Origin of the sequence: Sulfuricystis multivorans, from assembly GCF_003966565.1 — a bacterium.
Taxonomy (GTDB): Bacteria; Pseudomonadota; Gammaproteobacteria; order Burkholderiales; family Rhodocyclaceae; genus Sulfuricystis; species Sulfuricystis multivorans.
Window position 1 is genome coordinate 1748317 of record NZ_AP018718.1, and the last position, 21668, is coordinate 1769984.

Here is a 21668-nt window from a genome sequence, read left to right on the forward strand (position 1 = left end):
GATGGATGCCCGCAGCATCGAGGTCTTGCAGCGCGACAGCGGCTATCTGCGGCTGCGCCTGCCGGCCGCCTGCCGTAGTGCTCAGGTCGGCGCGATGCTCGAAAGCGGCCTGTCCGTGCTTGCCGGCATCGAGCGCATCACCTGGCTGACGGTCGAGGGCAAGCTGGCGATCCGTTTCGATCCACAGCGCCTCACCCATGCCGAAATCGCCCGCCGCATCAAGATGCTCGTCGCCGATCTGCCCGAGACTGCGCCGGCTGCCGTGGCGGCTGCGGAACCCGCGCCCGGGCTCGCCGAACGCCTCGGCGACCTGCGCGAGCGGCTGATCGCCGCCGCACCGGCGCGTTTCCGTCCGCTCGTCGAGACTGCGACGACCGAGAAGGCGCTCACCAACTTTGCGAACGACATCGTCGCCTTCTACCTGATCAAGGTGCATTGGGACTTGATCGTCAATCGCTGGATCAAGGATCCGGTCAAATACGCGAATGCCTGGCTGACGGTGTTCTATCTCGTCTTCCTGCTGGTCCGCTACCGCAAGACGTGAAGCATTTCCGCATCGTCCATCGGCTGCCCTGGCGCCTGCGCCTGATCGCCCCGCCGCTCGTCAAGAACCCGGAACGCTGCTACCTGGTGGAAATCCTGCTGCGCAAGCACGCGGCGATTCGCCAGGTGCGCTGCGTGCAGGAGATCGGCTCGCTGACGATTCAATACGACGCGGCGCTGTTACCCGAACCCCGCCTCGTCGCACTCGTCGATGCGGTGATCGGCAACCTCGTCGCCGCGCCGGCCAGGCGTGCCGTCTTGGAGCCGCCGACTTTGGCCGTCGATCCGACCCAACCCGTTCAGGAATGTCTCGCCGCCGTGGAGGGCATGACCTGCGCCTCCTGCGCGGCGCTCATCGAGCTCTCGCTCAAGCGCGATCCGCGTATCGAGCTCGCCGCCGTCAATTACGCCGCTGAGACCGTGACGGTGAAAGGCCGCATCACGAAAGAGGAGCTCTTCGCCGCCATAAGGAAGCTCGGCTATGCCGCCCGGCCAATGGATACGCTGGCGCAGCGGCGGCTGCTCGTCGAGCGCGAGAAGGAACGTTTGACCACCGCCAAGCGCAAGCTGCTTTACGCCGCCATCGCCACTGTGCCGGTGATGCTCTCCGGCATGGCGATGCACCGCTTGCTGCCGCTGCGTGTTCTCGAGCTCGCGCTATCGACCTACGTGCTCGCCGGCCCCGGCGGTGAGATCTTCAAAAAGGCCTGGGCACTTGCCAAAGAGCGCGAGGCGAACATGGACACGCTGATCGCGCTAGGCGCCGGCGCAGCTTATCTCTACAGCCTGCCGGGCGTCTTCTCGGCGCAGCATCATGTCTATTTCGAATCGGCGGCGGCGATCGTCAGCTTCGTGCTCGGCGGTCGCTACATGGAAGAGCGCGCGAAAGGCAAGGCGTCGGAAGCGATCCGCAAGCTGATCGAGCTGCAGCCCAACACCGCGATCCGGGTGACCGACGCCGGCGACGCCGTGGTGAGCATCGATGACGTGAAAGTCGGCGATGTGCTGCGCGTGCGCCCCGGCGACAAGGTGCCGACCGATGGCCTCGTCAGCGAGGGTTCCGGCAGCGTCGATGAGTCGCTCGTCAGCGGCGAGCCGCTGCCGGTGAGCAAGCGTGCCGGCGATCCGGTGGTCGGCGGCACGTTGAACGTCGCCGGCAGCTTCACGCTGCGCGTCACCGCCACCGGCACGGACACCGTGCTCGCCGGCATCGTCCGGCTCGTCGATCATGCGCAAGGCAGCAAGCTGCCGGTGCAAAAGCTCGCCGACCGCATCTCGGCGCGCTTCGTGCCGGCCGTCGGCATGATCGCCGGCGCCACTTTCCTCGGCTGGCTCGCCGCTGGCCATCCGCTGGCGCGGGCGCTCTCGCACGCCGTCGCGGTGCTCCTGATCGCCTGTCCCTGTGCGCTGGGGCTCGCCACGCCGACCGCGATCATGGTCGGCATGGGCGAAGCGGCGCGGCGCGGTATCTATATCCGCAACGGCGAGGCGCTGGAGACGGCCGCCACGCTCGACACACTGGTGTTCGACAAGACCGGCACGATCACGGCGGGCCATCCCGTCGTCACCGACTTTCTACCCGCCGCCGACATCGACGCCAGCCGGCTGCTCGCCCTCGTCGCCGGCGCCGAGCAGCGTTCCGAACACTTCCTCGCCCGCGCACTCGGCGCTTATTGCCAGGCGCGTGCCGTGTCGCCAGCGCCGACGGTCGACTTCGTCGCCACCCCCGGCCTCGGCGTCATGGCAAAGAGCGAGTCAGGCACGATCCGCATCGGCAATGCCGCTTTCCTGGAGGCCGCAGGCATCGACTGCGCGGCCTTTGCCGCGCAGGCCGACGCTTTTGCCGCCCAAGGCAAGACGCCGGTGTTCGTCGCCCTCGATGAGACTTGCGTGGCGCTATTCGCGATCGCCGACACGCCGCGCGAAGGAGCGAAAGCGGCGATCGCGCTGCTTCACCGCTTAGGGCTCAGAACGATCATGGCGACCGGGGATGTCGAGGCAGCCGCACGCCATGTCGCCCGGGAAGTGGGCATCGATGAGGTGATGGCGCGCGCGACGCCCGCCGACAAGCTCGCCCTCGTCGAACGACTCGAATCGGAAGGCCGCAAGGTCGGCATGATCGGCGACGGCATCAACGACGCGCCGGCGCTCGCGGCGGCGGCGGTCGGTTTTGCGATCGGCGGCGGTGCCGACATCACGGTGGAAGCCGCCGACGTGACGATCCTGGGCGGCGACATCGCCCGCCTCGCCGCTGCCATCGAGCTCTCGCGCCGCACGATGGCCATCGTGCGCCAGAATCTCTTCTGGGCGCTCGGTTACAACCTCGTCGCCATCCCCGTCGCGGCGGCCGGGCGTTTGAACCCGATGATCGCCGCCGCTGCGATGGCGATGAGCTCGGTTTCGGTGGTCACCAACTCGCTGCGCTTGCAGCGGAAATAGCCGGCGTTCGCGATGGACATCTCCTTTGGAGCCGCCTTCATGGTGGGCCTCTTGGGCAGCGGACACTGCCTGGGCATGTGTGGCGGGCTGGTTTCGGCTTTCTTCCTGAAACTGAACGCACGCGGGCCGTGGCCCTATCTCGGCTACCACACCGGCCGCATCGCGGTCTATGCCACCATTGGCCTGATCGCCGCGCTGCTGGGCAGCGCGCTCGTCTCCACCGGCCGCCTGGGACTAGCGCAGGGCGCCTTGCAGATCGTCGCCGGCCTCATCGTCATCCTGCTCGGCCTCGACCTCTTGGGTCTGGCGCCGATCCGCAACGCCTTCGGCTTTGCGCCGCTTTCCTGGCTGCGCCGGCAGTTCATGACCGCGACGCAAAAGGGACCCATCGTCGGCAGCCTGATCGGTGGCGCGATCAACGGCCTGATGCCCTGCTCGATGACGCTGGCGATGGCCGTCAAGGCCACCACCGCCCCTACGCCGCCCGAAGGCATGCTGCTGATGCTCGCCTTCGGCGCCGGCACGCTGCCCTCGATGCTGTCGGCTTCACTGCTGTTCGGCAAGCTCGGGCCCGCCTTGCGCGGCGGGTTGCTCAAAGCCGCCGCGCTCACCGTCATCGCGCTCGGCGTGTCGACCTTCTGGCAAGGGCTGCGCTACTTCCTCGTCATGTCGCGGCTGGTGGGTTGACCCGCCCGGCTTGATCGAAATCAAGCCAGGCCGCAAAAACCCTGCTCCCTGCGACGTTTTGTCACTTCTCGGCCTCGCACCAAAGTCATAGGCTTCGCCCCTCTTCGATGAATCGCAACGGGAGGCGAAACGATGTCTTGCTCTGCAAAGCGCAATGAGCGCCAAGTGTGCGTCCGATTCCAACGACGCAACGGCCTGATCCTGTTGGGCATGCGCCGGTTATTGCCGTTCTGACTCGTCCGCCGGCGAATTGACATGTGCCGCGAGCTCTATCCTGGCGGCAACGGCGGACTGCGCGGCGCCGATGCCTGCCCGCCGTTGCAGGTCGGCAAGAATCTGCGCGTCGTTCTGCCGTGAGCGCACAAAAGCCTCGCGCCGATCGCGTTCTTCGATCAGGGCTTGCGCCTGTTTGCGCCATTGCTGGAATTGCGGGGTGTGCAGATGATGCAGGTGATGGCGGCGGTTGGCGGTAAACCATTCGTGCGCCTTCGCTTCATCGGCCGCTACACCCTCGCCTTTCAAGTACATCTGGCCGAGCGCATATTGCGCCGCCTTGTCACCGCGCTCCGCGGCGATGCGATACCAGGCGAGCGCCTGGGCGGGGTCGTAGGCCACGCCATCGGCATGCTGGTGGATCACCGCGAGATTGTAGGCGGCATCGACATCGCCCTGCTCGGCCCATTTCTTCCAGATCTGCACCGCCGCTGCGGTTTCGCCGGCGAAATGCAGCTTCGCCGCGCGGTAGAACTCGGCTTCTCGTGGCTCACCCGCTTGCGCATGGAAAGCCGCCAAGGCTTGGATCACCACGCCCGCCATCAAAAGAGATTTCATCAGAGATTTCCTCGTCATCGCAGCATTCCTCTTTGATTTTTCCCAATGCTAGGCGCTCTGTCTGATGCTGGAAATTGGACAAATCGTCGCGCGGCAGTTTGTCGCAACCGTCGTGAAACCGGCGCTGGCAGGGCGGCATGGCTTGATCGATGTCAAGAACATCCGCAGAAAAGCGCCAAGCTGCGACGATATGTCGCAGAGGACAGCGCGCTCGGCTTCCTAGAATCCGTGCTGGTTTTTTGCACGCTTCCAGGAGATCGGGATGTCATTGAAACGCGCAACCCTCGCCGCCGCGCTCGCGGCACTATCCTTTGCGGTCCAGGCCGCCGACACCACGCTGTCGACCGTCGTCGTCACCGGCGCCAAGGAAGAAACCGCTGCCGGCAAGGTGGGCTTCGACACTTTGCAAACCCTGCGCCCGGCCACCAGTGACACGGCGCAACTATTGCGCGACATTCCCGGCGTCAGTCTGCAAGGCGCCGGCGGCGTCTCCTCACTGCCGATCGTGCATGGCCTGGCCGACGAGCGGTTGCGGCTGACTGTCGACGGCATGGACCTCTATGCCGCTTGCCCGAACCACATGAACACGCCGCTCTCCTACATCGACCCGACCCAGGTCGGCGCGATCAAGGTCTGGGCAGGTATTGCGCCGGTCTCCACCGGCGGCGATGCGATCGGCGGCGCGATCCAGGTCGACAGCCCGCCGCCCAAATTCGCCGCGCCCGGCCAGGGCAGCCTCTTCGGCGGCGAAGTCGGGGCGTTCTACCGCAGCAACGGCAATGCCAGCGGCGCCAACCTCTCGGCGAGCTACGCCACCGAGTCTTTGAATGTCAGCTATAGCGGCGCGATCGCCAAGTCGGACGACTACAAGGCCGGCGGTGATTTCAAGAACTACGATTTCACCGGTCGCATCGGCCACACACTGGGGCGCGACAAGGTCGGCTCCACCGCCTATGAAACGCGCAACCACACGCTGGGCGTGGCCTTCAAGGGCGGCAACCATCTCGTCGAGGCCAAGCTGAATGTCCAGGACATGCCTTACCAGCTCTATCCGAACCAGCGCATGGACATGCTCGACAACGAGAGCACCAAGATCAACCTGCATTATCTCGGCCGCTTCGCCTGGGGCCGGTTCGATGCGCGCGTCTGGCACGAAGACGTCGATCACTTCATGGACTTCGGCGAGGACAAGCGCTATTGGTATGGCACGGCTTCCGGCGGCAGCGCGGCTTTCAACGGCACGCCCTGCTCGCCCATCGGGTCAACCTGCGCCACGGGAATGCCGATGTATACGCAGAGCAAGGCCGATGGCGCCAAGCTTGCGGCCGACATCGCGCTGTCGCAGAAAGATCTGCTGCGCGTCGGCGCCGAGCTCCATCGCTACCGGCTCGACGACTGGTGGCCGCCCTCCGGCGGCGGCATGTGGCCGGGCACCTTCTGGAACATCCGCGACGGCCAACGCGACCGCACGGCGCTGTTCGGCGAATGGGAGGCGAAGCTTTCTCCGCAATGGATGACGCTCGCCGGGCTGCGCTATGAGCACGTGACGACCGATGCCGGCGCGGCAAGTGGTTATAACCCCAATACGAACGGCACGGCGCCGAATCTCAACTATCAAAAACGCGACGGTGATGCATTCAACGCCCGCGACCACAAGCGCAGCTTCGACAACTGGGACATGACGCTGCTGGCCCGCTACACGCCGAGCACGACGCAGGAGATCGAATTCGGCTTCGCGCACAAAGAGCGCGCGCCGAGCCTCTACGAGCTCTATCCGTGGTCGACCTGGCAGATGGCGGCGCTGATGAACAATTTCGTCGGCGACGGCAACGGCTATGTCGGCAATCTCGATCTGAAGAAGGAAAAAGCGAACACGCTCTCCGCCACCTTCGACTGGCACGCGCAGGACCGAGCCTGGGAGTTCAAGGCGACGCCTTACTACACGCGAGTCGCCGACTACATCGATGCCGTGCAGTGGAACGCCACGACCAACGCGCCGCAAACGCCTTTGCTCACCAATCGCTTCACCGTCCTCAAATACATGAACCAGGATGCGCGGCTCTATGGCCTGGACCTCTCCGGCAAGCTGCCGCTCGGCAAGACCGGCTTCGGCGAATGGGGGCTCAAGGGCCTCATCAACTACACCAACGGCAAGAACCGCGATACGGGGGATGATCTCTACAACATCATGCCGCTCAACGCGAAGCTGACGCTCACCCACAAGTACGCTGGTTGGGACAACGCCGTGGAACTCGTGATGGTCAAGGGCAAGGACAAGGTCTCCGACGTCAGGAACGAAATCAAGACGCCGGGCTACAGTCTCGTCAATCTGCGCGCGAGCTACTCGTGGAAGCAGGCACGCGTGGATTTCGGCGTCGAGAACCTGTTCGACCGGCTCTACTACCTGCCGACCGGCGGCGCCTACACTGGCCAAGGCACGACGATGACCAATCCGGCCCTGCCCAACTATCCGCAGTGGGGCACCGCAGTGCCCGGCCCGGGGCGCTCGCTCTATGCCGGCTTCAACTACACGTTCTGAACGGCGTAATATTTCGATTTACCATTGCGACGCCGGCCTCGCGCCGGCGTTCGTCTTCTCACGACATCGCTTGGCAATGCAACGCGTGTTCAGCCTGTCTTTCGTCCTGCTCCTGCATGCCGCGATCCTCTGGGCGCTCTGGCAGCACCGGCTGATTCCCGCCCCGCACGAGGCGATGACGTTGTTCGTGAATTTCATCGCGCCGCCCGCGCCCGTGAAAAAGCCCGAACCATCGCCGCCCCCGAAAGTTACGAAGCCCAAACCGACGCCACAGCCCGCGCCCAGGCTGGTCGCCCAAACGCCCATCGTCGCCCCCACGGACTACGTCGCCCCGCCACCGCCTCCGGAGCCGCCACGCATCGAGGCGCCCCTCGCGCCGCCTCCCCCACCCGCGCCGGCGCCCGCATTGCCGGCCGGACCGGTCGCCTTGGGCAGCGAGCTTTCCGTTGCCTGTCCCGAGCGCACGCCACCCAGCTATCCGGCGATCGCCCGGCGACTGGGCGAGGAAGGCACGGTGGTGCTGCGCGTCGAACTCGATGAAACCGGCGCGGTAGTCTCGGCACAAGTCAAGACCAGCAGCGGGTTTTCACGCCTCGACGAGGCCGCGCTCGCGGCCGTGAAAACCTGGCGCTGCGAGCCGGCCCGCCGCAATGGCCAGCCGGTGCGCGCGGTGGCGCTGCAACCCTTCAAATTCTTGCTGCAATGATCGCGCTACAGTATTTCGACGCCGGCAAGCCCGATCATGCGACGATCGAAACTCAAGATGGCGCGGCAGCCAGCGTGATTGGCCTTGGCGACGATCAAGCAATCGGGAAAATCCGGGCCGCCCGCTTCGAAATGGGTCAGCGCATCTTGGACGGCTTTGGGCGATTCGAGCGTGATGCTGGCATTGTCCAACAAAGCCCGCACCGCGCGGGAGATGTCGGCTCGCATCATTCCGTAGCTGCGCGTAAGCACCCAGCACAGCTCGACCAGCACGATGTCGGAAACGAACAAGCTTCCTTCTCGCGCATGGGCATCGAAGGCCGCCTTGGCACGCTGCGCTTGCGCCTCATCATCGCGCGTCAGAAGGCGCACCAGCACGTTGGTATCGAGGGCGATCACCGCTTTGCCTGCGCATTGCGATCCCGGGCCGCCGCGGCGATGCCCGCATCCATCGCTTCGATGCTTTGCGCCTCGATACCCGGTCGCTGCAGCAGGCCGAACAGATTGTCGGCGCCGTGCGCGAGTACCCGCACCCGCAGGCTGCCATCGCTCATGAGCTCGAAATCGAGCCGGCTGCCCGGCACGATGCCGATGCGATCGCGAATTGCCTTCGGCACGGTGACCTGGCCTTTATCGGTAACGGTAGCAAGCATAGGAGTCCCATTAACTCTTAGGAAACGCTGAAGAAGGCCGCGAGCGGGATGCAGCGCAAGGCGCACGGAGCGCAGCGACCGAGACATATCAATAAGATAGGCGAGGGAGCGAGCACCGCGCAACGCAGCGATGCGCCCGCGCAGCAACTTATTCAGCGTTTCCCTTACCTATTATCCGCAGTAAGCATAACCTGTCAATTCTGACGCCTACCTGGAGTAAGGAACATCATTCATGGAACCGAATCATTTCGACGGCTTCGGCTTTGCCCACTTTCTCGCGCAATGCGATGGCGTCGGCAAGACGGTGCTGGCGCTGCTGTTGCTTCTCTCGGTCGCCAGCTGGTATCTGATCGTCACCCGCACGCTCGACAACTGGCTCGCCAAGCGGCGCGCGCAAGCCTATGAAGCGCGCTTCGACAGCACAAAGACGCTCGATGCCCTGCCGGACGATGAGCCCCATGCGCTCGCCCGGCTCGTGGCGGAAGCGAGATCCGTCATAAGCCGCTGCGCGGGCAAGAAAAACGATGCCGCTTTCGAGGAGGTGCTCACCCGCAGCCTCAACAACGCGATCGATGCCGAAATGATGCGCGCCGAGCATGGCCTGACGATCCTCGCCACCGCTGGATCGGCCGCACCCTACATCGGTCTGTTCGGCACGGTCTGGGGCATCTATCACGCGCTGGTGCAGATCGGCATGAGTGGCCAGGGCACGCTCGACAAGGTGGCCGGCCCCGTGGGCGAAGCGCTGATCATGACCGCGCTGGGTCTGGCGGTGGCGATTCCGGCGGTGCTGGCCTACAACGCCTTCCAGCGCAGGAACCGCCTGTGGCTCAATCGTCTCGAATCCTTCGCCCATCGGCTCTATCTCGAACTGGCGGTGCAACATGGCCAAGGCTGACATCTCGCGCCGCCATCACGACGAGCCGATGGCAACGATGAACGTCGTGCCGCTGGTCGACGTGATGCTGGTGCTGTTGGTGATCTTCATCGTCACCGCGCCGATCCTCACCCATGCGGTGAAGATCGATCTGCCCAAGGCGTCGAGCCAGGCCAATATCACGAAGCCGGAGCACATCGAATTCGGCATCCGCGAAGACGGCAGCCTGTTCTGGAACGGCGAGCCAGTCCCGCTGGAGGCTTTGCCGGCGCGTTTCGCGCTCGAGGCGGCGAAACAGCCGCAGCCCGAATTGCACATCCGCGCCGACCGGCTCGTGCATTACGAAAAGGTAGCTCAGGTAATGGCCGCGGCGGCGAAAGCCGGCATGGTCAGGATCGGCTTCGTCAGCGAACCGACGGCCGAGTAGCGAAAGTCGGCGCCGGCGGGACGGCAAGCGATGACAAACTCTGCGATTTACTGTCTGGCGCTGATTTCGCGCAGGCGCTGGGCATCGAGCACCCGCACGTGATCGCTGCCAACCGAAATCGCACCGCTGTCCGATAGTTCGCGCAGACAACGCGATAGTGCCTCGGGCGTCATGCCTAGCCGCGACGCGATGACGTGCTTCGGTGCGCAAAAGCTGATCACCGTGCCGTCACCACAGGATTCGGCACCCTCGTTGACCAGATAACTGGCCAGCCTTTTCACAGGTGGATGCAAGCGGAAATCTTCGAGGTCGCGCATGCGGGCATAGAGTCGCATGGAAAGCTTGACGAGCAGACGTTTGGCGAACTGCGCCGAGCGACCGGACAAAGCGAGTACGGCCTCGGCATCGATATGCAACAGCCGCGTCGGGGAAAGCGCAGCCGCCAGGTAAGGGTAGGCATTGCCGAGCAGGACGGTCGAAACGCCGAACACTTCGCCGCTGCCTACCAAATCGATGACCCGCTCCTCGCCGGCCGGCGACTGGCAAGCCAACTTGACGACGCCGGAAAGTACTGCATACATGCCGGTCGGACGATCGCCTTTGATGATGATCAGTTCATCCTTTTCGTAACGTTTCTCCCGTGTCGCAGCGGCCAACTCGGTCAGCAAGGCCGCTGGCAGTTCCGAAAAGAAGGGGATTCCCCGCAATTCCAGGCAAGACATGGCTGGCTGCTCCATCGGGATGCGATGCCCGGCATGCTACCGAGCCGCAGCCGACTTGCCGATTGGGCGGGTTCCGATTTTCCGCGCCGGAATATTCCTATGCGCCGAATTTCACCGTGACGCTCAACCCCCTGCCCTCCAAGCCCTCGCCCATTTCGAGCCGAGCATGGTGCAGCTCGGCGATGCGTGCGACGATCGACAAGCCCAGCCCACAGCCTTCGATGTCCTGACCGGCCAGACGATGCAGGCGGCGCAGCGCTTGCGCGTGTTGATCCGCTGGAATGCCCGGCCCATCATCGGCGACGCGAAGCTCGATTTGTCCACCCCGTGCCGCCACGCCAACGCCGACTTTGCCGCCTGCGGGTGTGTAACGGATCGCGTTGTCGAGCAGGTTTCTGAGCAGCACGCGCAGCATCGCATCGACGCCGGTGAGCGTCACCGCCTGCGGCGCATCGAGGGTGAGCGCGATGTTCTTCTCCAGCGCCGCCGCGCCATGCTCGGCGCAGACTTCGGCGGCGAGCCGATCGAGGCGCAATTCACTCATCGGCAGATCGGCCGCCGGATCGAGCCGCGCCAGCGTCAGGAGCTGCTCGACCAAGTGGCGCGCCCGTTGCGCGCCGGTGACCAACTGCGCGAGGGCATGATCGCGCTCGGCCGCATCACGGGCGCGCGCAGCCACCTGCGCCTGCGTGACGATTGCGGCGAGCGGCGTGCGCAGCTCGTGGGCGGCATCACTCGTGAAGCGCCGCTCGGCCTCGAGCGAGTTGGCCAGACGCGCGAACAGATCATTGATCGCATCGATGAGCGGGCGGATCTCGCCCGGCGCCGCCTCGGGCGCGAGCGGATCGAGCCGGTCCGGCGTGCGGCAGGCGACCTCGGCGGCGATCTGGTCGAGCGGGCGAAAACCGTGGCGGGTGGCAAACCAGATCCATGCGCCGAGGATCGGCAGGCCAAACAGCAACGGCGTGAGCATCGTTTTCAGCAGATGCTCGGCGAGCTCCTCGTGCACATGTCGTTCGAGGCGCTTGTCGTCATGACCGCGCTTTTCGAGCATTTCCAGCACCTCTTCGCGCGTCTCGACATAGGCAAAACCAACCGCTCCCAGCCAGCCGGCGGTGACGCCAGCGAGCAGCCAGGTGAGCAGACGGCGACGCAGCGAAAACCAGCGTGTGTTCATTTCGGCATCGTGTAGCCGATGCCGCGCAGGGTCTTGATGCGTTCGGCGCCGAGCTTCTTTCTCAGATTGTGGATATGCACTTCGAGCGCATTGCTGTCGGGCTCATCCCGCCAGCCGTAGAGCGATGCCTCCAGCTGGGCGCGCGTCATCACCCGGCCTGCGTTTTCCATCAACAGTTGCAACAGCGCAAGTTCCCGCGCGGAAAGTTCGATCGGCGCTCCAGCCAGCCTCACCTGCCGCGCGGCGGGATCGAGCGCCAGATCGCCTACCTCGAGCACTGGTTGAGCGCGGCCCGCAGCGCGGCGGGCGAGCGCCCGCACCCGGGCTGCGAGCTCATAGAGATCGACCGGCTTGACGAGGTAATCGTCGGCGCCGGCATCGAGTCCTTGCACCTTGTCGCTGGTCGCATCACGCGCGGTGAGAATCAGCACTGGCAGCGTCTGACCGCGCGCGCGCAAGGCGGCGAGCACCTCCATGCCCGTTTGACGCGGCAGACCCAGATCGAGGACGAGGAGATCATAGGCTTCGGTTTTGAGCGCCAGATCGGCCGTCGCGCCGTCCTTCACCCAATCGACGGCGTAGCCCTCCTGGCGCAAGCCCACCATCAGGCCGTCGCCCAGCTGCGGATCGTCTTCGGCGAGCAATATGCGCATGGGACCAGTTTAGCGTGACAACCACCAGCCGGCGGTCAAAGCGGTGGCTAGCAACAGGGGCACCGCCCAGGCGCGTGAGGAAGCGATCGCCTCGGAGACTTCGCCCAGTTTTTCGCCGGTGATCATCGCCCGCACCAGATTTTCGCGATGGGCGAGGCTGCCCACCACCACGCCCGCCACATGCACACCGACGACCGTCAACATGGTATTCGCGAGCCCTTCGTGCAGCTCCTCGAGCCAATGGCCACCCCAATCGTTGTAGATCAACCAACCCGTGCCGCCGGTCGCCAGCCCCAGCGCGATGAGCAGCAGGATCGCCCAGCCGCCGGCCGGATTGTGGCCGGTGGTATGCGCGGCATGGCCCGTGACCAATCCCTTGAGATAGGCGAAGGCGGCCATCGGGCCCCTCACGAAGCTGGCAAAGCGCGCATGCCGAGTGCCGATGAAACCCCACAGGAGACGAAACAGCATCGCGCCGACCAGCGTGCCGCCTGCCATCGCATGAATGAGCCGCCATTCTTCGCTATCGCCGGTCAGCCAGGCAATGGCGAAGGCCCCGACCATCAGCCAGTGGCCGATCCGCACCGGCCAATCCCAGACGAGGATCTTCTCCATTTCAATCTCCTTCCCAGCGGCGGCCGCTCGGCATCACGATCTCGCGTTCGCGGTAACTGCCTTGCGCGGCTTGGGTGTGGCAGGCGGCGCAGTTGGCCGGCGTCTTCACCTTGGGGTGGGCCCAGTCGCGGCGCGACACCTCGCGGTGCTTGCGCTCGAACCAGGGCGTGGCAGTGAGCCGCGGCAGCGCGCTAGCGGATGCCGTCTTGCGAGCGCCGACTTTCGACGGGCTGCCGGCATTGCGGATGAGGAAGCCTTCGATGGCGCGCCGCGTCGGCTCATCGAGGCTGGCGTTGTCGCCGTAGTGTTTGTCGAGGCTCGCCATCACGCGCCGCCAATCGTCGGCAGTCAGAAGCCGAGGCGGATAAGCGACATGGCAGCTCGCGCATTCGGCCTGATAGGCCGGCGGCGCATCGGCGGGCAGACCATGCTTGTCGGCCAGCGCCGTGGCAGAGAGCGAGACGAGCACGATGCCGATGAAGAAATTTTTTATTTTCATGGCCGCGCCTCCATCATGAAGGCGACGAAATCGGCCTTCTCCGCGGCCGTGCATTCACGGCCGACGACCTCCTTGCAGTTGCGACCGAACCACTTCTCGGTCTTGGCCAGATCCGTGAAGCGCTGCGAATTGGCGGCAGGCGCCATGGGCTTGATCGCCTTGTCGGTGACGACATGGCGGCCAGCTTGAGTCGGTTTCTCGGTATGGCAACTGGTGCAGGCCGGCATCTTGGCGGATATCCCGAAACGCCGCGCGAAGAACTCGGCACCGCGCCCGGCAGAAGGTTGAAAATTCGGCGCCACCTTGGCAGCTTCGGCACGATAAGTCGCCAGAAGCTCGGCAGGGGTGGCGGCCAAGGCAGTGCTGGCGGCAAGCGAGAGGATGACCAACGGGAAAGCTTTCATGGGCAGACTCCTGTTTGGTGATGAACATGGCGAGAGTCTGCCGCCCCGCGCTTAAATGACGATGAAAGCCGGCTTAAGCCAGACTTAACCGACATTGCCTCCGGGACAGAATCCGCGCCTCATGACACTCGATCATCTGCCTTCCGACTGGGGCATCGTCGCGATCTTCGCGCCCGTCTATCTGGGAATGTTCCTGGGCGGGCCGCCCAGGCTCAAGCTCGACCGTGCAGGAGCTGCGCTGCTCGGCGCGATCGGCGTGCCGGTGACATCGATGACGACTGGCATCGTCTGGCTTTGGCTGTGCTGACCATCCCGCCTCTTCTGCGACATTTTGTCGCATCCCATCCAGTTCGGAACCGCTTATATTGCATTGCATGATCAACTCTGAAGGAGAAGCATCATGGATCGTCGCGAAGCGCTCAAGTTGACCCTGCTCGCCGGCGCTGGTCTCGCCGCGGGCGGACAGTCCGCCCACGCCGCCGTCTGCGAGGGCGATGGCACCCCGATGCAGTTCATCCCGAAGAAACCGGCCGACCCGCAGGCCCACGTCAATGACATCGAGAAATATCCGAAGTGCCCCTACTGTGGCATGGATCGCAAGCAGTTCCACCATTCGCGCATGCTGATTCAGTACTCGGACGACTTGGCGGACGGCACCTGCTCTTTGCACTGCGCGGCGATCTCGCTGTCGCTGAACATCGACCGCGAACCGAAAGCGATCTGGGCCGGCGACAATGCCGCCGCGGGTGACATCAAGCCGCTCGTCGAAGTCGATAAGGCGACTTTCCTCGTCGGCAGCAAGATTCCGGGTGTGATGACCGCGCGCAGCAAGGTTGCGTACGGCAATGCCGATGCGGCGAAGGCGGCGCAGGCCGCCAATGGCGGCGAGCTGACCGACTTCAATGGCGCATTGCTCGCGGCCTATACCGACATGGCCAAGGATGTCGCTCGCATCCGCAAGTTGCGCGCCGAGCGGCGCAAGAAGATGATGGAACAGCAAGGCAAAGCGATGGAGCATCACCACTGATGCCTTCGCGCCGGCAATTCCTGCTCAGCGCCTGCGCTTGCGGCTGGGCGGCCTTGGCGGCCGCGCAGACGGCGCACTCGCCCGCGCAAGCGCCGCTACCGTTGGATCGGCTGCCCAAGCCAGGGCCGAAGGATACCTGTCCGGTCTGCGGCATGTTGGTCTCGAAATACCCGCATTGGGTAGCGACCATCGTTTATAAGGATGGCCATACGCACTTCTTCGATGGCGCGAAGGACATGTTCAAATTCTGGTTCGACCCCCCGAAATATGCGCCCAACCATTCCCGCGCGATGATCGCGCAGATGGTCGTCACCGATTACTACAACCTGCAGTCGATCGACGCGCAGAAGGCCTTTTACGTGATTGGCTCCGATGTGCTCGGGCCGATGGGGCACGAGTTCGTGCCGCTCGCCAGTCAGGCGGATGCCGAGGAATTCCTGAAAGAGCACAAGGGAAAACGGATCCTGCGTTTCGATCAGATCACCCAGGACATGCCGTTCAAATTGGACGAGGGAAAGCTTTAGGCCGCGACAGGCTCGCCGCTTCTCGCGCCAGAGCCAGCGCGGTTTTTTCCATCGTCGCGTAAAGCCCGGAGAGCACGCGCTGGCGCAGTGGCATCAGCAGCGCCGGCATTCGCACCGCCTCGCCCAGGATGCGGGTTTCCTGGGCATACGAGAGCAGCAGATCGGCGACCAGGCGCTCCAGGGCATCGCCTGGATACGCTGCGGCGAGCGCCTCGCGCAGGCCGCGCCCCGTCGGCCAGGCCGCGCAGACGCGTTGCACGGCCTCGAACAAACGGCGGATGCGCGCTCGACGCACTGGATTGATCCGCTCGTAGGGAATCGGGATTTCCAGCGGCCCGCGTGCAGTCATGAGGAAATCACGGTCGATGGCGGCGGCAACCCGTAACAGACGTTCCACCTCGGCATCATCGATCGCCTGCTGATGCACTGCCGCTCGCGCTGCGCTGTGTATCACCTCGGCATCCTTGCGCACTTCCTTGGCGACATTGCTCGCCAGCAGGCGATCCAGCCACGGCAGCGCCGCAGGCAATGGCAGCCGCGCGCTGATGGCCGCCGTGGTGCGCCGGCTATAGGTTTCGAGTAGCTGCCGGTTCAGCGCCGCGAGCAGCCTCGCCTTGTGCATTTCTTTCAGAGCGGTTTCTGCGCTCGATGCACGCCGATCATGCCCGCCAGCAGGCTCTTATGGACGACTTTCACCATGCCGTGGGCGCGCAGCAGATCGGAAAACTCCTCTGGTGAATAGAAGTTGTCGAGCGCGTCGATGAAGTATTGGCGGCAGTTGAGCGCCGGTTCACCGCTGCGGAACAGCGCCGCGGTGAAATTCAGACAGAAGCGCAGATAGCCGAAATACAGCTTCGCCACACGCGGGTGCGGCGGACGCAGCATGTCGCAGTGATGGAAATGCCCGCCTGGCTTGAGCACGCGGCGCACTTCCTCGAACACCTCGTCGAGGCGCAGATGGCGCGACGCCCACTGCAGCGTGACGATGTCGAAATGATCGTCGGGATAAGGCAGCTGGTGCACGTCGCCGATCGTCGCGCGGATCACCATGCCGCGCTCCTGGGCGCGCTGGCGGCCGACGGTCTGCATCGCGACGTTGCGATCGAGCGCATAGGCTTCGAGTGTCGGCTCGCGTTTCAAGAGTGCGATGCCGACCGCATTGGTGCCGGCACAGATGTCGAGCGCGCGCATCCCCGGTCTTGTCTCCACCAGGTCCAGGTGATGGCGCAGGAACCAGTTCCACAGGCCGAGACTGGCAACCTGATTGGCGCGATCGTAATAGCTGGCGACATCGGTGAAGACGGGATCGAGGTCGTTCTGCCAGTAATGGCTGAAGCGCTGCTTGCGCTGCGCTTCCTTCGAGAGGGGTGCATCCATCCGGGCGCCTCAAATCGCCGCGGCGTCGGTCTCGCCGGTGCGGATACGCACCACCTGCTCGACCGGCATCACGAAGATCTTGCCGTCGCCGATCTTGCCGGTGCGCGCCGCCTTGATGATCGCTTCGATGGCCGGCTCGACCGTGGCTTCGGCGACGACCAGCTCGATCTTGATCTTGGGCAGGAAATCGACGACGTATTCGGCGCCGCGATACAGCTCGGTATGCCCTTTCTGACGGCCGAAACCTTTCACCTCGGTGACGGTCAGCCCGGTGACGCCGATTTCGGAGAGGGCTTCGCGCACCTCGTCGAGCTTGAACGGTTTGATGATCGCTTCGATTTTCTTCATGGCTCAGCTCCACTCGTCGGGATAGTGTGATGTTATCGGATAGCGCCAATCCTTGCCGAAGGCGCGCCTTGTTACGCGCACGCCCGGCGGCGCCTGGCGGCGCTTGTATTCGTTCTTCTTCAGCAGCATGATCACCCGCCGCACATCGGCTTCCGGGATGCCCTGCGCGATGATCTCGCGCGGCGAAAGGTCGCGCTCCATGTAGGCTTCGATGATCGCGTCGAGTATCTCGTAAGGAGGCAGGGAATCCTGGTCGGTTTGATTGGCCTTGAGCTCGGCCGAAGGCGCACGCGTGATGATGTTGTGCGGGATCACTTCGGAGCGGGCATTGCGGTAGTGCGCCAGGCGATAGACGAAGGTCTTGAAGACATCCTTGAGCACCGCGAAGCCGCCGGCCATGTCGCCGTAGAGCGTCGCGTAGCCGACCGCCATCTCGCTCTTGTTGCCGGTGGTGAGAAGGATGCATCCGGTGCGGTTCGAGATCGCCATCAGCAAAAGCCCGCGGATGCGCGCCTGGATGTTTTCCTCGGTGGTGTCCCAGGCGGGCTTCGCTCCCAGCGGCGCGAACACCGGCGCGAGCAGGGTGGAGAATTGCTCCATCGCGGTGGCGATCGGAATCTCGTCATACTGCACACCCAGGCGGTGCGCCATCTCGCGCGCATCGGTCAGGCTCATCTGCGCGGTATAGGGCGAAGGCATCATCACTGCGCGCACCTTGTCCGCGCCCAGCGCATCGACGGCGATGGCCAAGGTGAGTGCCGAATCGATGCCGCCGGAAAGACCGATGATCGCGCCGGGGAAACCGTTCTTGCCGAGATAGTCGCGCACCCCAAGACACAGCGCGGAATACACCGAGGCCTCGAGCGACGAGGGGGGGGCCAGCAGGCCCGGCAGCAAATGGCCATCGGCATATTCGACGATCGCCAGCGCCTCTTCGAACGCGGGCAACTGGTGGGTGAGCCGCCCTTGCGCATCGAGCGCGAAGGACGCGCCATCGAACACCAGCTCGTCCTGGCCGCCCACCAGATTACAGTAGATCGCCGGTATGCCGGTGCCGGCGATGCGGCTGCGCAGCACCGCCTGGCGGGTCGCCGCCTTGTTCATGTGGAAAGGCGAGGCGTTCAACGCCAGCAACAGCTCGGCGCCGGCCGCGCGGGTCGCCTCGACCGTGCCCGGCAGCCAGATGTCCTCACAGATCGCCAGGCCGATATTCGCTTCGCCGAGCGAAAACACGCATGGGGCAGTACCGGCGGCGAAATAGCGTTCCTCGTCGAATACCTCGCTGTTGGGCAGGCGCTGCTTGTGGTAGGTCAGCTCGACGCGCCCCTCGCGCAGCAATGAGGCGGCATTGAAGCGCAGTCCGCCGCGCATCTCGGGATGACCGACGACGGCCGGCAGCGGCAGCCGTGCCGCCAGCGCCGACAATTCGCGCGCGCAGGCACGATGGAAATCCGGCCGCAGCAGCAGATCCTCGGGCGGATAGCCGGCGAGCGCCAGTTCGGGCGTCAGCAAAAGATCGGCGCCCTGGGCATGCGCCTCATCGGCGGCCGCCAGGATGCGGGCGGCATTGCCGGCTAGGTCGCCGACCGTGCAGTCGATCTGCGCGACGGCTATTTTGAGGCTCATGCCGGTGCCGGAAAATCAGAACGCGGGCTTTTGCTTGGCCTCGTTGAAGCGCGCGACACCGGCGATGATCTCCTGTTTGGCCTCCTCGGCGCCGACCCAGCCTTCGACGCGCACGAACTTGCCCGGCTCGAGATCCTTGTAATGCGCGAAAAAGTGGGCGATGGCATCGAGGACCACCTGCGGGAAATCGCGCGGCGATTCGATGTCGCGATACATCGGCGTCAGCTTGTCGACCGGCACGGCCAACAGCTTGGCATCCTCACCGGCCTCGTCGCTCATCTTCAGCATGCCCACCGGCCGGCAGCGCACGACGACACCGGGCGGCAGCGCGAACTGGGTGACGACCAGCACATCGACCGGATCACCATCGCCGGCGATGGTGTGCGGGATATAGCCGTAATTGCACGGATAATGCATCGCCGTGGACATGAAGCGATCGACGAAGATCGCACCGGAATCCTTATCGACTTCGTATTTGATCGGCTCCGAATGCATCGAAATCTCGATGATCACATTGAAATCGTTCGGCAGATCCTTGCCGGAAGGAACGTTGTTCAAGGCCACGGCTGACTCCTGTCAAAAACGCCGTATTATAAGGTGCGCCACAGCAATCATTCGGCGCCGAACCCGGCATCTTCGATCGCCGCGCACAGCGCTTCCCGCGTCACCTTGGCCGGATCGAATTCCACGGTCGCCTGACCGGGGGAAAGCTGCACCTCGACCTTCGCCACCCCCGGCGTTTCGGAAAGCACCTTCGTCACGCTGGCGGTGCAGCCGCCGCAGGACATGCCGGTGATCTTGATCAATGTCGTTTCCATTTCACCCTCCTGGTTTCCAGCGTTTCAGCAGCAAAGAATTGCTCACCACCGAAACCGAGCTCATCGCCATCGCCGCGCCGGCTACCACCGGGCTGAGGAAACCGAGGGCCGCCGCGGGAATGCCGATCACATTGTAGATGAAGGCCCAGAACAGATTCTGGCGAATCTTGGCGAGTGTGGCGCGTGACAGCGAGATCGCATCGGCCACACCATTCAAGTCATTGCGCATCAGCGTGACATCGGCGGCCTGCATCGCCACGTCCGCGCCCGCGCCCATCGCGAAGGAAACGTCCGCCGCCGCCAGCGCCGGCGCATCGTTGATGCCATCGCCGGCCATGCCGACGATCTTGCCGCCGGCTTTGAGCGCCGTGACGTGGCGCGCCTTGTCGGCGGGCAGCACATTCGCCTCGAAACGATCCACTCCGGCCTGACGGGCGATCTCGGCTGCGGTGGCGGCATTGTCGCCGGTGAGCATCACCACCTCGACGCCCAGTTTCCGCAGTCGCGCCACCGCCGCCCTCGAGCTTTCGCGCAGCGGATCGGCGACGATGATGATGCCGAGAACCTTGCCATCGACCTCGACGGCAATCTGACTGCCTGCCGATTCGCTAGCCCCCGCGCCCAGCCAGTCAGGCGAACCGACCCGCACGGCTTTACCGGCGACCTTGCCACGGATCCCTTTGCCGGACTCGACCTTGACGTCTTGCGGCAATTCGAGCGCAAGCCCCTGCGCCTTCGCGGCAGCCACCACGGCGGCGGCGAGCGGATGCGTCGAGCCTTGCTCCAAACTGGCGGCGAGCCTCAGCACCTCGGGTGCCGTCCCGTCGGCGCCGACTTTCACATCGACCACCACCGGCTTGCCTTCCGTAAGCGTACCAGTCTTGTCGACCGCCAGCACGGCGATCTTCTCCGCCAGTTCCAGCGCCTGAGCGTTCCTGATCAGGATGCCTGCCCTCGCGCCAAGGCCAGTGCCGACCATGATCGCAGTCGGCGTCGCCAGCCCCAGGGCACAGGGACAGGCAATCACCAGCACTGCGACCGCATCGATCAGCGCCCGAGTGAAGTCGCCGGCAAGCCACCACCAGGCGACAAAGGTGATCAGCGCGATCGTCACCACCACCGGCACGAAGATCGCCGCCACCTTGTCGGCGAGCCGCTGCACCGGTGCCTTCGATCCCTGCGCCTGCTCGACCAGCCGGATGATGCCGGAAAGCAGCGTGTGCGCGCCGACGCCGGTCGCTTTGATGCGCAGAAGGCCCTCGCCATTCACCGTCGCCGCGAACACCTTGTCACCGGGCCGTTTCGCAACCGGCAGGCTCTCGCCGGTGAGCATCGCCTCATCGAGGCTCGACTCACCCGCAACCACCTCGCCATCGACCGGCACCGCCTCGCCTGGCCGCACGATCACGATGTCGCCGGGAATCAGGCTCTTGACCGGCAGCTCGATGAGTTGGCTTTGACCATCGATGAGGCGCTCGACATGCGCGGTCGAGGGGGCGAGCTTCATCAGCGCCTCGATCGCCGCGCCGGTCTTCGCCTTGGCGCGCGCCTCCAGAATCTTGCCGAGCAGCACCAACGTGATCACCGTCGCCGACGCCTCGAAATAGACGTGCTGATGCAAACCGAACAGCAGCACGACGGTGCTGTAAGCCCAAGCCATCGTCGTGCCGAGGGCGACTAACACGTCCATGTTGCCCGAACCGCCGCGCAGCGCGTTCCAGCCGCCGACATAGAAACGCCAGCCGATCCAGAACTGCACGGGGGTGGCAAGCAGAAACTGCAGCCAGCGCGGCAGGATGTCGGCATGAACATTACCGCCCGCGGCGAACATGAACGGCATCTGCGCGATCAGCGGTGCGGTGAGTGCCAGCGCGATCCAGAAACGCTTCACTTCGGCACGGAAGAGTGCCTCCTTGCGCGCCTTCTCTTCGGCGCGCGTGTCAGCGGTCGAGGGCGTGGCCGTGAAACCGGTCTTGACGATCGTCGCGATCAGTTTATCGACATCGGCCGCTTGTGGATCGAAGCGGATGTGGGCGCGCTCGGCCGGCAGATTCACCACCGCCTCGACGCCCGGCAGCTTGTTCAGTTGCCGCTCGATGCGCGATGCGCAGGCGGCGCAGGTCATGCCGCCGATCGAAAGCTCGACCGTCTCACAGACTTCGTTTTTCGTTTCCATT

At 64.5% G+C, this 21668-nt stretch carries 26 protein-coding genes; 10 read left to right on the top strand and 16 right to left on the bottom strand.

Annotation, left to right across the window (positions count from 1 at the left end; all coding sequences use genetic code 11):
* Position 1 precedes the first annotated feature (1 nt).
* Genes EL335_RS08740 through EL335_RS08750 form a run of 3 tightly spaced genes read left to right on the top strand, consistent with a single transcriptional unit; the run spans position 2 to position 3669 of the window.
* Positions 2–544: a hypothetical protein gene (locus tag EL335_RS08740; RefSeq protein ID WP_126446023.1), complete on the top strand. Its 543-nt coding sequence runs from the start codon at positions 2–4 to the stop codon at positions 542–544.
* Positions 541–2982: a heavy metal translocating P-type ATPase gene (locus tag EL335_RS08745; protein ID WP_126446025.1), complete on the top strand. Its 2442-nt coding sequence runs from the start codon at positions 541–543 to the stop codon at positions 2980–2982. The genes EL335_RS08740 and EL335_RS08745 overlap by 4 nt, the downstream gene beginning before the upstream one ends.
* A gap of 12 nt (positions 2983–2994) precedes the next feature.
* Entirely contained in the window at positions 2995–3669 is a 675-nt protein-coding gene (locus EL335_RS08750; RefSeq protein ID WP_126446027.1) for a sulfite exporter TauE/SafE family protein, read from the top strand.
* A 219-nt stretch (positions 3670–3888) separates the two neighbouring features.
* On the opposite strand, the gene EL335_RS08755 is transcribed toward EL335_RS08750, so the two are convergent.
* Positions 3889–4500, bottom strand: coding sequence for a tetratricopeptide repeat protein (locus EL335_RS08755; RefSeq protein WP_172600067.1), 612 nt, complete (start codon positions 4498–4500; stop codon positions 3889–3891).
* A gap of 262 nt (positions 4501–4762) precedes the next feature.
* Between EL335_RS08755 and EL335_RS08760 the strand changes: the two genes are divergently transcribed.
* Both EL335_RS08760 and EL335_RS08765 read left to right on the top strand, forming a co-directional pair.
* Positions 4763–7039, top strand: a complete 2277-nt coding sequence (locus EL335_RS08760) for a TonB-dependent receptor (RefSeq protein ID WP_126446031.1) — start codon at positions 4763–4765, stop codon at positions 7037–7039.
* Between the two features lie 76 nt (positions 7040–7115).
* Positions 7116–7745 (top strand): energy transducer TonB, encoded by a 630-nt coding sequence (locus tag EL335_RS08765; RefSeq protein WP_126446033.1) that lies wholly within the window; start codon positions 7116–7118, stop codon positions 7743–7745.
* A gap of 5 nt (positions 7746–7750) precedes the next feature.
* On the opposite strand, the gene EL335_RS08770 is transcribed toward EL335_RS08765, so the two are convergent.
* Both EL335_RS08770 and EL335_RS14345 read right to left on the bottom strand, forming a co-directional pair.
* The gene (locus EL335_RS08770) at positions 7751–8143 is read right to left on the bottom strand and encodes a type II toxin-antitoxin system VapC family toxin (protein ID WP_126446035.1); all 393 of its coding nucleotides are present in this window, start codon (positions 8141–8143) and stop codon (positions 7751–7753) included.
* Positions 8140–8397 carry an AbrB/MazE/SpoVT family DNA-binding domain-containing protein gene (locus tag EL335_RS14345; protein WP_172600068.1) on the bottom strand — a complete coding sequence of 86 codons (258 nt, stop codon included), beginning with the start codon at positions 8395–8397 and terminating at the stop codon, positions 8140–8142. The genes EL335_RS08770 and EL335_RS14345 overlap by 4 nt, the downstream gene beginning before the upstream one ends.
* 232 nt (positions 8398–8629) lie before the next feature.
* Here EL335_RS14345 and EL335_RS08780 point away from each other — a divergent pair, with 232 nt between their 5' ends.
* Positions 8630–9295, top strand: a complete 666-nt coding sequence (locus EL335_RS08780; protein ID WP_126446039.1) for a MotA/TolQ/ExbB proton channel family protein — start codon at positions 8630–8632, stop codon at positions 9293–9295.
* On the top strand, positions 9282–9701 hold the full coding sequence (locus tag EL335_RS08785; RefSeq protein ID WP_126446041.1) for an ExbD/TolR family protein: 420 nt from the start codon (positions 9282–9284) through the stop codon (positions 9699–9701). The genes EL335_RS08780 and EL335_RS08785 overlap by 14 nt, the downstream gene beginning before the upstream one ends.
* 47 nt (positions 9702–9748) lie before the next feature.
* Here the strand turns inward: EL335_RS08785 and EL335_RS08790 are convergent, their stop codons facing one another.
* The 6 genes from EL335_RS08790 to EL335_RS08815 all read right to left on the bottom strand — a co-directional run bounded on the left by EL335_RS08790 (position 9749) and on the right by EL335_RS08815 (position 13771).
* Positions 9749–10423 (bottom strand): Crp/Fnr family transcriptional regulator, encoded by a 675-nt coding sequence (locus EL335_RS08790; protein ID WP_172600069.1) that lies wholly within the window; start codon positions 10421–10423, stop codon positions 9749–9751.
* Between the two features lie 97 nt (positions 10424–10520).
* A complete protein-coding gene (locus EL335_RS08795; protein WP_126446045.1) occupies positions 10521–11600 on the bottom strand; it encodes an ATP-binding protein in 1080 nt (359 codons plus the stop codon).
* Positions 11597–12253 (bottom strand): response regulator, encoded by a 657-nt coding sequence (locus EL335_RS08800; RefSeq protein WP_126446047.1) that lies wholly within the window; start codon positions 12251–12253, stop codon positions 11597–11599. Before EL335_RS08800 ends, EL335_RS08795 begins: the two co-directional genes overlap by 4 nt.
* 9 nt (positions 12254–12262) lie before the next feature.
* Positions 12263–12868: a cytochrome b/b6 domain-containing protein gene (locus EL335_RS08805; RefSeq protein ID WP_126446049.1), complete on the bottom strand. Its 606-nt coding sequence runs from the start codon at positions 12866–12868 to the stop codon at positions 12263–12265.
* A gap of 1 nt (position 12869) precedes the next feature.
* The gene (locus EL335_RS08810) at positions 12870–13367 is read right to left on the bottom strand and encodes a diheme cytochrome c (protein WP_126446051.1); all 498 of its coding nucleotides are present in this window, start codon (positions 13365–13367) and stop codon (positions 12870–12872) included.
* Positions 13364–13771, bottom strand: coding sequence for a DUF1924 domain-containing protein (locus tag EL335_RS08815; protein ID WP_126446053.1), 408 nt, complete (start codon positions 13769–13771; stop codon positions 13364–13366). Before EL335_RS08815 ends, EL335_RS08810 begins: the two co-directional genes overlap by 4 nt.
* A 121-nt stretch (positions 13772–13892) precedes the next feature.
* Between EL335_RS08815 and EL335_RS08820 the strand changes: the two genes are divergently transcribed.
* The 3 genes from EL335_RS08820 (at position 13893) to EL335_RS08830 (ending at position 15322) form a co-directional block, all read left to right on the top strand.
* Positions 13893–14078: a hypothetical protein gene (locus EL335_RS08820; protein ID WP_284155302.1), complete on the top strand. Its 186-nt coding sequence runs from the start codon at positions 13893–13895 to the stop codon at positions 14076–14078.
* Between the two features lie 93 nt (positions 14079–14171).
* Entirely contained in the window at positions 14172–14798 is a 627-nt protein-coding gene (locus EL335_RS08825) for a nitrous oxide reductase accessory protein NosL (RefSeq protein ID WP_126446055.1), read from the top strand.
* Complete coding sequence (locus EL335_RS08830; RefSeq protein ID WP_126446057.1) at positions 14798–15322, top strand: nitrous oxide reductase accessory protein NosL; 525 nt, start codon at positions 14798–14800, stop codon at positions 15320–15322. Before EL335_RS08825 ends, EL335_RS08830 begins: the two co-directional genes overlap by 1 nt.
* Here EL335_RS08830 and EL335_RS08835 read toward each other — a convergent pair.
* Genes EL335_RS08835 through EL335_RS08865 form a run of 7 tightly spaced genes read right to left on the bottom strand, consistent with a single transcriptional unit; the run spans position 15297 to position 21667 of the window.
* Positions 15297–15944, bottom strand: a complete 648-nt coding sequence (locus EL335_RS08835) for a hypothetical protein (RefSeq protein ID WP_126446059.1) — start codon at positions 15942–15944, stop codon at positions 15297–15299. The genes EL335_RS08830 and EL335_RS08835 overlap by 26 nt on opposite strands.
* A gap of 5 nt (positions 15945–15949) precedes the next feature.
* Complete coding sequence (locus EL335_RS08840; protein ID WP_126446062.1) at positions 15950–16699, bottom strand: class I SAM-dependent methyltransferase; 750 nt, start codon at positions 16697–16699, stop codon at positions 15950–15952.
* Between the two features lie 9 nt (positions 16700–16708).
* A complete protein-coding gene (locus EL335_RS08845; RefSeq protein ID WP_126446064.1) occupies positions 16709–17047 on the bottom strand; it encodes a P-II family nitrogen regulator in 339 nt (112 codons plus the stop codon).
* A gap of 3 nt (positions 17048–17050) precedes the next feature.
* A complete protein-coding gene (locus EL335_RS08850) occupies positions 17051–18673 on the bottom strand; it encodes an NAD+ synthase (protein ID WP_126446066.1) in 1623 nt (540 codons plus the stop codon).
* Between the two features lie 15 nt (positions 18674–18688).
* On the bottom strand, positions 18689–19237 hold the full coding sequence (gene ppa / locus EL335_RS08855) for an inorganic diphosphatase (protein WP_126446067.1): 549 nt from the start codon (positions 19235–19237) through the stop codon (positions 18689–18691).
* A gap of 47 nt (positions 19238–19284) precedes the next feature.
* On the bottom strand, positions 19285–19491 hold the full coding sequence (locus EL335_RS08860) for a heavy-metal-associated domain-containing protein (RefSeq protein WP_126446069.1): 207 nt from the start codon (positions 19489–19491) through the stop codon (positions 19285–19287).
* Between the two features lies 1 nt (position 19492).
* On the bottom strand, positions 19493–21667 hold the full coding sequence (locus EL335_RS08865) for a heavy metal translocating P-type ATPase (protein WP_126446071.1): 2175 nt from the start codon (positions 21665–21667) through the stop codon (positions 19493–19495).
* Position 21668 lies beyond the last annotated feature (1 nt).

Bases quoted from the DNA above. Each gene is read 5' to 3' on its own strand.
- EL335_RS08740 (WP_126446023.1), top strand. From the start codon at position 2: ATGGATGCCCGCAGCATCGAGGTCTTGCAGCGCGACAGCGGCTATCTG.
- EL335_RS08750 (WP_126446027.1), top strand. From the start codon at position 2,995: ATGGACATCTCCTTTGGAGCCGCCTTCATGGTGGGCCTCTTGGGCAGC.
- EL335_RS08755 (WP_172600067.1), bottom strand. From the start codon at position 4,500: ATGAAATCTCTTTTGATGGCGGGCGTGGTGATCCAAGCCTTGGCGGCT.
- EL335_RS08760 (WP_126446031.1), top strand. From the start codon at position 4,763: ATGTCATTGAAACGCGCAACCCTCGCCGCCGCGCTCGCGGCACTATCC.
- EL335_RS08765 (WP_126446033.1), top strand. From the start codon at position 7,116: ATGCAACGCGTGTTCAGCCTGTCTTTCGTCCTGCTCCTGCATGCCGCG.
- EL335_RS14345 (WP_172600068.1), bottom strand. From the start codon at position 8,397: ATGCTTGCTACCGTTACCGATAAAGGCCAGGTCACCGTGCCGAAGGCA.
- EL335_RS08780 (WP_126446039.1), top strand. From the start codon at position 8,630: ATGGAACCGAATCATTTCGACGGCTTCGGCTTTGCCCACTTTCTCGCG.
- EL335_RS08785 (WP_126446041.1), top strand. From the start codon at position 9,282: ATGGCCAAGGCTGACATCTCGCGCCGCCATCACGACGAGCCGATGGCA.
- EL335_RS08790 (WP_172600069.1), bottom strand. From the start codon at position 10,423: ATGTCTTGCCTGGAATTGCGGGGAATCCCCTTCTTTTCGGAACTGCCA.
- EL335_RS08795 (WP_126446045.1), bottom strand. From the start codon at position 11,600: ATGAACACACGCTGGTTTTCGCTGCGTCGCCGTCTGCTCACCTGGCTG.
- EL335_RS08800 (WP_126446047.1), bottom strand. From the start codon at position 12,253: ATGCGCATATTGCTCGCCGAAGACGATCCGCAGCTGGGCGACGGCCTG.
- EL335_RS08805 (WP_126446049.1), bottom strand. From the start codon at position 12,868: ATGGAGAAGATCCTCGTCTGGGATTGGCCGGTGCGGATCGGCCACTGG.
- EL335_RS08810 (WP_126446051.1), bottom strand. From the start codon at position 13,367: ATGAAAATAAAAAATTTCTTCATCGGCATCGTGCTCGTCTCGCTCTCT.
- EL335_RS08815 (WP_126446053.1), bottom strand. From the start codon at position 13,771: ATGAAAGCTTTCCCGTTGGTCATCCTCTCGCTTGCCGCCAGCACTGCC.
- EL335_RS08820 (WP_284155302.1), top strand. From the start codon at position 13,893: ATGACACTCGATCATCTGCCTTCCGACTGGGGCATCGTCGCGATCTTC.
- EL335_RS08825 (WP_126446055.1), top strand. From the start codon at position 14,172: ATGGATCGTCGCGAAGCGCTCAAGTTGACCCTGCTCGCCGGCGCTGGT.
- EL335_RS08830 (WP_126446057.1), top strand. From the start codon at position 14,798: ATGCCTTCGCGCCGGCAATTCCTGCTCAGCGCCTGCGCTTGCGGCTGG.
- EL335_RS08835 (WP_126446059.1), bottom strand. From the start codon at position 15,944: ATGCACAAGGCGAGGCTGCTCGCGGCGCTGAACCGGCAGCTACTCGAA.
- EL335_RS08840 (WP_126446062.1), bottom strand. From the start codon at position 16,699: ATGGATGCACCCCTCTCGAAGGAAGCGCAGCGCAAGCAGCGCTTCAGC.
- EL335_RS08845 (WP_126446064.1), bottom strand. From the start codon at position 17,047: ATGAAGAAAATCGAAGCGATCATCAAACCGTTCAAGCTCGACGAGGTG.
- EL335_RS08850 (WP_126446066.1), bottom strand. From the start codon at position 18,673: ATGAGCCTCAAAATAGCCGTCGCGCAGATCGACTGCACGGTCGGCGAC.
- EL335_RS08860 (WP_126446069.1), bottom strand. From the start codon at position 19,491: ATGGAAACGACATTGATCAAGATCACCGGCATGTCCTGCGGCGGCTGC.
- EL335_RS08865 (WP_126446071.1), bottom strand. From the start codon at position 21,667: ATGGAAACGAAAAACGAAGTCTGTGAGACGGTCGAGCTTTCGATCGGC.